The 8,728-nt window shown below is 52.7% G+C and carries 7 protein-coding genes; 6 read left to right on the top strand and 1 reads right to left on the bottom strand.

Features of this window, described 5'->3' with window-relative positions:
* The coding region (locus tag ACEW8P_RS05370; protein WP_373512078.1) for a TonB-dependent receptor plug domain-containing protein at positions 1 to 1,065 on the bottom strand (1,065 nt) is incomplete at its 3' end.
* 338 nt (positions 1,066 to 1,403) lie between these two features.
* On the opposite strand from ACEW8P_RS05370, the gene ACEW8P_RS05365 reads away from it, so the two are divergent.
* The 6 genes from ACEW8P_RS05365 to ACEW8P_RS05340 form a co-directional block, all read left to right on the top strand.
* Entirely contained in the window at positions 1,404 to 1,802 is a 399-nt protein-coding gene (locus tag ACEW8P_RS05365; RefSeq protein ID WP_373512077.1) for a hypothetical protein, read from the top strand.
* 209 nt (positions 1,803 to 2,011) lie between these two features.
* Positions 2,012 to 2,770, top strand: a complete 759-nt coding sequence (locus tag ACEW8P_RS05360; RefSeq protein WP_373512076.1) for an ABC transporter ATP-binding protein — start codon at positions 2,012 to 2,014, stop codon at positions 2,768 to 2,770.
* On the top strand, positions 2,767 to 4,191 hold the full coding sequence (locus ACEW8P_RS05355) for a DUF3526 domain-containing protein (RefSeq protein WP_373512075.1): 1,425 nt from the start codon (positions 2,767 to 2,769) through the stop codon (positions 4,189 to 4,191). Before ACEW8P_RS05360 ends, ACEW8P_RS05355 begins: the two co-directional genes overlap by 4 nt.
* 47 nt (positions 4,192 to 4,238) lie before the next feature.
* Complete coding sequence (locus ACEW8P_RS05350; RefSeq protein ID WP_373512074.1) at positions 4,239 to 5,681, top strand: ABC transporter permease; 1,443 nt, start codon at positions 4,239 to 4,241, stop codon at positions 5,679 to 5,681.
* A 33-nt stretch (positions 5,682 to 5,714) separates the two neighbouring features.
* Complete coding sequence (locus tag ACEW8P_RS05345) at positions 5,715 to 8,114, top strand: TonB-dependent receptor (protein WP_373512073.1); 2,400 nt, start codon at positions 5,715 to 5,717, stop codon at positions 8,112 to 8,114.
* Between the two features lie 134 nt (positions 8,115 to 8,248).
* The coding region (locus tag ACEW8P_RS05340) for a hypothetical protein (protein ID WP_373512072.1) at positions 8,249 to 8,728 on the top strand (480 nt) is incomplete at its 3' end.

Below are 8,728 nucleotides of genomic sequence, written 5' to 3'. Positions count from 1 at the left end.
AAGCACCTGCCGGGCGTTGAAAACCAGGGAGCGGGTGGTGAGCCAGTTGCCGCCGCTCGAAATCTCGCCCCCCGAGAAGCGACGGTCCACCACTTCACCCAGCCAATTGTACACGTTCAGCGTGGTGTCGGTGAACACGTTTGCGGTCTGGCTGACACTTAGGTAAGCGCTCGCATCCAGTTTTTTCCAAAGATCAGATTTTTGGTAGTTGACGGTAACGCCCCGCAACCGGTCGGTGTAGGTGGCTTCGCCGTAGGGCTTCCGCATCAGGAGGTTATGCTGAAGGTCGCTACGGGTTCGCGCTTGCTGCAACTGTACGGAAAAAGCGTCCGCCCATTTCGTCAGCCTCAAACCCATTTCCAGCCTAACCGTTGAAAAATCAAACGCGTCATGAAACCGCCTAACGCGTTTGATTTCCACGTTTCCAAATTCATTGGGCACCTCGGCCAGAATCGGGTAATCGTTGTCGGCGTGGTTGAGGCTGGCCGTTGCCATCAGGTAAAAGTGCCTGCCCAGCCCCTTACGGATTTGGAGGTTGTTTTTGGTGGTATTGAACGATCCGTAGGAGGTCGAAAAATCCACGAAGTCCTTCGTCTCGCGCCTCGTAACGATGTTGATCGCTCCGCCCAGCGCGTCGGTTCCCAGTTCGATCGGGATTACCCCTTTGTAAATCTCGAACCGCTCCGTTTGCTGGATCGGCACGATGTTGATGCCCTGCGTGTCGCCCAGATTGTCAACCGGATTTCCGTCCACGAAGAATTTGATTTGCTTGCCCCGAATGCCATTGAGAAAAAACTCCGCGTTGGCGCCGTACGCGCCATTGGCCCGGATATTGACCCCACTGCTCCGCTTCAAAATATCCAGACTGTTCAGGTTAGTTTGGTAGTAGGGCTTCGCGTCGATGACGGCAATGTTCATCGGTGACCTCTGCAGCGTATTCCGCACCGAACTCTTGACAACTACCTCCTGTAGCTGGTTTGTCTTTGTCGAGTCCTGGGCCACGGAGGCAAATGCCCAAACCGTCAGGACCAACCAAAGCGTTATTTTTAGCATGGGGGAGTTCATTGCCTTTCAACAGTTTCGCCAACCAGATTCATGGGGAGGGGAAATGCAGGGTGTTTCATGGGACAAAATTAAAGAGGACGAATCATATTTGCAACGTTGTTGCAAATATGATTTAAAGAATATCTCCATCCCTCAAAACTGCTTCAAATACGTCAGCTTGGCGATGGCCTGGTCGCTGCGCTGGGTGGTGCGGTCCAGGGTCGAAGGAATTGTATTTCAGTAGCCTTTGATCCAACGTCGAAAAAAAGGCGTATCTGGGTCGGAATTCTCTTTTGGTCGGAAAAAGAATATACGCTGGCTAATTCTTGAATGAAGAAACTTCTCGTACCATTGTAGCAATGAACCTCAAATCCCTCATCGCACTACTTTTGTTGGCTAACTACCTGTTCCTGGCCGGAATGGGCTGCATTAGCCGACCGGAACAGGATTCCTTTGCGGTGCTGATTATGGAGAAATCAGGGGAGAACCAACATTACGAGTCGCGCCGCTACTTGAGGACGGACGGACTCGAAGCCTTCATGGTCGAATCGCTGGCAAACCGCTACAAGGATAGTTCTGATACGGATACTCCACAGATTCATTACCTTGTCAGCGGCATCGATGCGCACCACCTGCCCGAATCAAGCTGTTTTTCACCTTCTCTTTCTTTAATTGACAAGCCTACTACTTCGGCAAGCGAGCCAGGGCTAGTCATATCCGTAACACTCGCTATTTATTCTCCCCCTGAAGCTGCCTGACAATCAGACAGACTTTACCTCTAGATTTGGGGACTTCCTTTCACATATCCTGCTGTTGCTGCTATTGAATAAATAGAGGCGATTTGCTTTGTGTATCAGGTGCATTTCCCGGCCTGGGTTCTTTCTGTCTGCCTGTAGATTCCCCCAACGGTTTTCTTCCGTTGGGTACACTCCCTTGTATTTTCCTAAAAATTCAACCGACTCAAGCTATGCTTAAGGCAATAAATTTACGTAAAGAATATCCTGGCAACATTGCACTAGCCGGACTTGACCTGCACATTCAGGCAGGCGAAGTCTTCTGTCTGCTGGGGGCCAACGGCGCGGGTAAAACCACCACCATTAACCTGTTCATGGGTTTTACCGAACCCACGTCGGGACAAGCCCTGGTCAATGACCTGGAAGTGGCTGCTCATCCCCAGGAGACCAAGAAATTCATCGCCTACATCCCGGAAAACGTGATGCTGTATCCCGGTTTGACGGGGGTGCAGAATCTGGCTTATCTGAGCGGGCTGTCGGGCAAGGCTTATTCCGATACTGAGTTAGTGCATTTTCTGAACCGGGCCGGGCTGCAGACCGATGCCCAAAAACGTAGGGTTTCCACTTATTCCAAGGGCATGAGGCAAAAAGTAGGGATTGCGCTGGCGATTGCCAAACAGGCCCGTGCGCTGTTCCTCGATGAGCCTACCTCGGGACTGGATCCACTGGCAAGTAACGAATTCTCGTCGCTTATCAAATCGTTAGGCCACGACGGGGTGGCGGTGCTTATGGTCACGCACGACCTATTCCGGGCCAAAGAAATCGCCGACCGCATCGGAATTATGCGGTTGGGTGAGTTGGTCAGCGTTCTCGAAGCTAATTTGTTGACGCATCAGGAGCTGGAAGCTACTTATCTCCGTGTGATTTCATCGGGCGAAAATCTCCCAACATCGATTCAAGACGTACTGACCCCTCAACTCGCCCGGCCATGATTCAACGCATCAATACCAAAGAATGGGCTGAATTGACAGGTGAGAGCCGATTTCAGTGGTCCATGGCCGTGTTATACGTCCTCTTCGCGGTGGCACTTCTTACGGGCTACGTGTATTACAGCCAAACGAACACCGAACACGAAACAGCCCAGCGTACAGCGTATCGACAATGGCTGAATCAGGATCCTAAAAGCCCCCACGCAGCGGCCCATTACGGCTTGTACGCCTACAAGCCCGTACCGCTAATGGCGGTTCTCGACAAAGGAATGGACGACTACCTTGGCAGCGCGGTCTGGCTCGAAGCTCACAATCAGAATGATGTCAAGCTGCGGACTATTCAGGACGCGGCAACGCTGTCACGGTTCGGTTCACTTACCGTTGGATTTCTGTTGCAGTTTCTGGTGCCGATATTCATCATTTTGCTAAGCTACGATGCCATCAGCAAAGAGCGAGAATCGGGGACACTGCGAATTCTGCTTAGTACAAATGTCTCGACCGGGCAGCTGCTTATCGGGAAGTGGCTAGCTGTATTCAGGGTAGTGGTCCTGTGTGTTTTTGGACCGATGTTCTTGCTGAGCGCGGCAATCATGGCTCTGGCTGGGGGGACTGCCAATTTTGTGGATGCGCTGCCGTGGCTGACCGGTTGGGTTATTTGCTATGCACTCTACTACGCGCTTTGGGCAGGGCTGGGCATTTACGTTTCGTCGCAGGTGAAGCAGTCGGGGATAGCCTTGGTTGCCTTGCTTGGTTTCTGGACATTCGGGGCGTTTCTCGTACCACGTCTCTGCGGCAGCGTTGCTCGTTTGGCTGTACCAACTCCCTCAGCACTCCTTTTTACCGAACAGATCATTTCCGACAAGGAGACTGGTATCAACGGTGGCCCTTCGGCGCAAGATTATGCTGAACTGGTTGAAAGGCAGACACTGGCACAGTACGGTGTAGATAGCCTGACGCAGTTGCCGGTGAGTTTTGCCGGCATTGCTCTCCAGGCCAGTGAAAACCGCGACTGGACAATTTACGACAAAAACTACGGTGGATTGTTCCGGCAGTTTGAGCAGCAGGAGCGGGTGATGGAATGGCTTAGCACCCTCTCGCCAACTCTCGCCATGCGTAATCTCTCCCGGGCACTGGCGGGTACTGACACCGATAAGCATATCGACTTCACGAACAGAGCCGAAGGGCATCGGCGCAACATCCAGAAAGCGATGAACGACGACCAGAAGGTGAATGGGGCCAATTTAAACCAAGGCTACAAAGCTGATGCTGCCCTTTGGCAGCAGGTTGATCAGTTTCAATACCGTCAGCCCGGTATCGGTACCGTTATTGGCAACCAACTCATTGGTCTTTTTACAATGCTGGGATGGTTGGGGCTGGCAGGGCTACTGCTACTGCGAGCGAGCCGGAATCTGCGGCTGGATTGAATATCTTGAATTACAACTGGGCGGATAGCCCACTAACCAAACAAATTATGTTTTTACACATCATTCGCTACGACTGGCTGCTCTTACGGCACAACCGAACGTTGCTGGCAAGTGTGGCACTGCTGGCTCTTTTTGTGGCCTTCGCGCTCTGGACGGGCCACAGCCGGATTCAGTTTCAGGAACAGACCATCGCCGATATAGGGCGCATCGAAATAGAGAGTATTGCCAAAAACCGGGCGATGGTGGCCGACCTGGAACGAGCGGGTAAACCATTTGCGGGCAATTCGCACCGCGACCCAACGGCCCCCTACACAGTGGCTAGTTCGCGGGGCAATCGCTACATAGTCAAACAGCCAGATCCACTGGCGGTGGTTTCGGTGGGGCAGAGCGATTTGCTGCCGTACTACTATAAGTTGGCGTTTGCCAAGAGACAGGCACTGTACCACGAGGAAGAAATCGAGAATGCGTCGATTCTCTACAACGGCAGTTTTGATCTTTCCTTCGTGCTGATTTACCTAGTGCCACTGCTGATCATCGCGCTCACTTACAACCTCGTCTCGTCGGAGCGGGAACAGGGAACGATGTTCATGCTGATGAGCAGTACGGCATCGCTGCGGCAGATAGTGGTTAGTAAGTACGTGTTTCGGTTCCTGCTGCTGACGGGTACATTTCTATCCCTAACCACAGCGGGATTATTGCTCACGGGTATATCGCTCTATAACAACCCCGAAGCGTTTGGATTCCTGTTTCTGCTATCGATGGGCTACTCGGCGTTCTGGTTTGGTCTGTCGTTCTGGATCAACAGCATGGGTAGAAACTCGGGCTTCAACGCTGCCAAACTGGTGGGCATCTGGCTCGTGCTGGGGTTGCTCATGCCAACGGTGCTGGATGTCGTCGTGTCGGCCATGCACCCCATGCCATCGCGCATCGACCTCATCGCCGAAACCCGGGAGGCATCGGACAAGGTCACGAAAGAGGGCGATCAGAAAATGGCCCAATATTACGGCGACCATCCCGAACTACTGCCCAAAGGGAAACCCGTCGATTACAAGGACTTCGCTATTGGCAGAGTGCGAAGCACGCTTGCCGTCGAAGCGGCCATCCGACCCCTCGAAGCGGAGTTTGAGACCCAATACCGAAACCAGCAGCAGCTCATCAGCACCTATCGGCTGCTGTCTCCAATGGTGTTCATGCAGCAGTCGCTGAACGATCTGGCGGGGACGGGCGATGAACAATTCCGCGCATTCCAAACCGAAGTCAGCCGCCAACACGAGGGCTATCGAGACTTTTTCGCCGGAAAAATATTCCAGCAGGAGCGTTTCAAAGCCACTGATTACGATACCATTCCCGCATTTCGTTACGTCGCTCCAAAGTCTATCTTATTCGCTCCGGCCAATATCATCAACCTGGTTTGTCTGTTTATGCTCACCAGTTTATTCATCGGCTTTGGCCTGTCTCGCATTCCCAAAATCCGGCTGGCTACTGCCTAATTTACTCATTCATCTTATTTAAAAACAAAAATTATGAAACAAGTATTTATTTTTCTACTACTCAACGTGTTGCTAACCAGCGCCTACGCGCAGCAACGCCAAATTCAGGGCAAAGTGTACGATGCCCAAAGTAAGGAGCCGCTGCCCGGTGCCACCGTTACCACCGCCAACCCGGCAGAAGGGGCCGCCGTCACCGCAACGGGCACTTTCCGGTTATCGTCCAACGCGAAATCAGTGGTCATCTCGTCGGTAGGGTACCGACGCATCACCGTCGAGGTGCCCCCGTCAGGAATCGTCAATGTGGCACTCGAACCAGCTTCCGAAGATTTGCAGACAGTGATTGTGACGGCAAATCGGGAAGCTCAGCTCCGGACGGAGACACCAATCGCCATCTCGAAAATATCGTCTGCACTCATCAAAGACACGAAACCGACCAGCCTGAACGAACTCATCAACAAAACACCGGGCGTGTTCATGATGCGATTTACGGGCGAAGGCCACAGCATGAGCATCCGCCAGCCACTTTCCACGGCGAACTATTTTCTGTATATGGAGGATGGCGTACCCGTTCGACCGATGGGTCTTTTCAACCATAATGGTCTGATCGAAACCAACCTGATGATGATCAACAGCATCGAAGTGGTGAAAGGGCCGGTATCGTCGATTTACGGGCCAGAAGCAGTTGGCGGAGCCATCAACCTCATTACCAATCGGCCAACCGCCGTGCCGACACTAAAAGTCGGGCTTCAGGGCGATCAGTACAATTTCCGGCGGCTGCAATTCGGTGGGGGCGGGATGCTGTCGAAGAAGTTGGGTGTGTACGTTGGCGGGTATCTGTCGGATCAGAAAAACGGCTGGCGCGAACGCTCCGATTACATCAAAAACGCTGTGAATGTCAAGGCTGAATACCAGCTATCGGGCAACACCCGGCTCACGGGCGCGTATGCGTACAATGATTACAAGGGACAGGAGGGGCTGAGTTTCGACAGCACGGCCTTCTACAGCAGATCATATGAGACGGGTCAGGATTTTATGTACCGCAACGTAAAGGCCATCCGGTCGCGGTTGACGCTCGATCACGCCTGGAACGCCAACGCCGAAACGTTCGTGACTGCGTTTCACCGCTACAACGACTATCGGTTTGCGCCCAACCATACCGTTCGCTGGACAACGGGATCGAAAACTGCAACGAGTGAAAAACAGCGGAGTATTTTTAATAGCTATGGCCTGATTGCACAGCATACCCAACGGTTTGATTTCCTGAAAGCCAAACTGCTCGTCGGTGGTACCTACGACAACACGCCGACACGCTACAGCGCCTTCCGCATCGACTTAGCCGCCGAGACGCGGGCCGATGGTCGTTCGGTGAAAAAGTACACGTTTCTCAACGATCGACCCGATGTGTTACTCGGCGACTACCAAGCCCAAATCCATAATACCGGCTTTTATTCTCAGCTAGAATTCAGCCCACTCAAAGCCCTGCGTGTGACAGCCGGGCTGCGCTACGACCGTATGTCGTTCGATTATGATAATTATCTTGACAAAAAGTCGGGTACGAAAGCATACCAACAGTTCAGCCCCAAAGTGGGTGTTGTTTATGATTTGGGGGGCGGGCGCGGGTTGTACGCCAACTACGGTCGTGGATTCGCGCCACCGGGACTAACGGCCATTTTCCGCCTGCGGCCAAGTGTGCAGCAAGTGCCAGGCCAGGATCCATTCTATTATAATTTGGAGCCCGCGAACTTTGAAAATATGGAAGTGGGCGGCTGGTTTTCAGCTTTCGACAACAAACTCTACGCCGATATTTCGGTCTATCGTCTGAACGGTAGAAATGAATTGCTTTCAATTCGTCAGGTCGATAACTCTACCGACTATCAGAGCGTTGGCCGTACTCTTCACCAGGGTGTTGAATTTGGGTTGACCTACAAACCGAGTGCCGAATGGCTAATTCGGTTGGGGGGAGCCAACGCGCTTCACCGCTTTGAAGATTTTCAGCTATCCGTAAGGCAGGCCGACGCGGTCAAGAATCTAAGCGGCAAAGAAATGCCCTCGGCTCCGCGCTGGATCGTCAACTCGGAGGTATTCTACAAACCCCGCTGGTTTAAGGGCTTCCGTGTGTCGGCTGAATGGCAACGGCTGACACCCTTTTATCTTAATCAGATCAACACCGTCAGGTACGACGATAAAGGAGCTTTTGGGGCGCGGGGCATCAGCGTCATCAACTCCCGAATCGGCTACGAGCGGAAGGGGATCGAGGTGTTCGTAAATGTGCTGAACCTGACTAACGAACTATATGTAGCCAGCGCGTCGCGGGGTAACAACGCTACCGACCGAACCAATTTCTCGCCCTCGGCCCCACGCACGGTCGGCCTCGGCCTCCAGTACACCTTTGCGGGGACGGCCCGGCAAACCGCAACGGCGGACCGCAACTAATTCGCCCGTCAATTGGCTCTATCTGATAGCTCCCGGAGGGCATGTGTTTGTGGCTATTGTGGTGGTATCCGGCGATGGAGTTAATTTTGCCCTGATTATTTATTTTATAATTTTACTAATTCATGTTCAAGCCAATGACAAAACAACTCATTACCCTCAGCCTCGCCGCTTTAGTGTCTGGCGGAATCCTTTTTACAGCCTGTCAGTCGAAAACCGATGGCTCGGCAGGCAATGCCCAGGCCGAAGCCGACCACGCCAAACTGGAAGCTAATCACGAGAAAATAAAGGCGTCGCACGCCCAGATGATGGCCGACGACTCTACGATGATGGCCGAGCACGAAGCCATGAACGGTAGCTCGCCCGAACACGAATCAATCGAAGCTGAATACCAAAAAATGATGGACGAACATAAAGCTTTAGTCGATGAGTATGCCCTGATGGTGCAGAAAGATGACGACATTGAAGTCCGGCACGCCAAAGGCGACGTGTCGGACGAGCAAATGGCCAAAGACCATGCTCAGATGCAGGCCGATGACGAGCGCATCATGGCTGAAGATGCCCGGATGATGCAGCAGCAGGCGATCATGAAAGCCAAACACGAAAAAATGATGGCG

Origin of the sequence: Persicitalea sp. (assembly GCF_041751555.1) — a bacterium.
Classification (GTDB): Bacteria; Bacteroidota; Bacteroidia; order Cytophagales; family Spirosomataceae; genus Persicitalea.
This window is presented reverse-complemented; position numbering and strand designations above follow the sequence as displayed.

What these genes read in the sequence shown, in the direction of transcription:
- ACEW8P_RS05350 (WP_373512074.1), top strand. Translation starts at nt 4,239, where the DNA reads ATGTTTTTACACATCATTCGCTACGACTGGCTGCTCTTACGGCACAAC.
- ACEW8P_RS05345 (WP_373512073.1), top strand. Translation starts at nt 5,715, where the DNA reads ATGAAACAAGTATTTATTTTTCTACTACTCAACGTGTTGCTAACCAGC.
- ACEW8P_RS05365 (WP_373512077.1), top strand. Translation starts at nt 1,404, where the DNA reads ATGAACCTCAAATCCCTCATCGCACTACTTTTGTTGGCTAACTACCTG.
- ACEW8P_RS05355 (WP_373512075.1), top strand. Translation starts at nt 2,767, where the DNA reads ATGATTCAACGCATCAATACCAAAGAATGGGCTGAATTGACAGGTGAG.
- ACEW8P_RS05360 (WP_373512076.1), top strand. Translation starts at nt 2,012, where the DNA reads ATGCTTAAGGCAATAAATTTACGTAAAGAATATCCTGGCAACATTGCA.